Annotated in this window: 1 protein-coding gene; it reads left to right on the top strand. The window is 41.2% G+C overall.

Annotated elements, in window-relative coordinates; translation table 11 throughout:
• Positions 1-1,038: calcium-binding protein (locus Q0212_RS16330; RefSeq protein ID WP_297927503.1), on the top strand; the 1,038-nt coding region annotated here is incomplete at both ends.

Here is a 1,038-nt window from a genome sequence, read left to right on the forward strand (position 1 = left end):
ACAACAATGGTACATACACGCTAACCCTAGAAGCAAATTATGATGGAGTGGTGTCATTAAATTATCAAGTCATTGATGGCCAAGGTGGCAGTATTAATGTGTTACAAACATTTAAAGTTTTAGCCAACACCACAGGTACATTAGGAGCTGACATATTAGTCGGTGGTGTCAGTGACGATACCTATATTGTCAATAATACACGTGATGTAGTTGTTGAGGCAAATGCTAATGGCGGTATTGATACCGTACAATCTTCACTCAGCCATAACTTAGGTAATAATCTTGAAAATCTTGTTTTAGTGGGTAATGCCAATTTATCAGGTATAGGTAACAGCCTAGATAATACCTTGACTGGTAATAATGGCAACAATCGCCTATTAGCAGGAGATGGTAACGATAGCCTCTTTGGTGGTGCAGGTGGCGACACTTTAAATGGTGGACAAGGTGCGGATACCATGTACGGTGGCATAGGTAATGATGCGTTTACCGTTGAAAATGTTAATGACCTTGTCGTTGAGTTTGCAAATGAAGGTTATGACACCGTTAATAGTTTTGTCACTTACACTTTAACCGCCAATGTTGAACGTCTGAACTTGGAAAATGCAGGCGGACAAATCAATGGTTTTGGTAACGAGTTAGATAACACCCTCAATGGTAATAACTTTGCCAACTACTTAGTGGGTGGAGCAGGCAACGACAGCTTACAGGGTAAAGCAGGTGCAGATACCTTAGAAGGTGGTTTGGGCGATGATGTATATTATGTCGATGATATTGGCGATGTTGTGACAGAGCTGGCAGGCGAAGGTACAGACAAAGTCAATAGCACAGTCAGTTATAGCTTAACAGCCAATATTGAACAGTTATTTTTAACAGGTATTGCCAGTTTGTCGGGTACAGGTAATGCTCAAAATAATATTATCTACGGTAACAGTGGTAATAACCTATTGAGTGGTGGTGCAGGCAATGACTCGCTAAATGGTGGTGCAGGTAATGACACCTTAGACGGCGGACAAGGTAATGATACCTTAGTCGGTGGTT

Source organism: uncultured Agitococcus sp. (genome assembly GCF_937920075.1).
Taxonomy (GTDB): domain Bacteria; phylum Pseudomonadota; class Gammaproteobacteria; order Pseudomonadales; family Moraxellaceae; genus Agitococcus.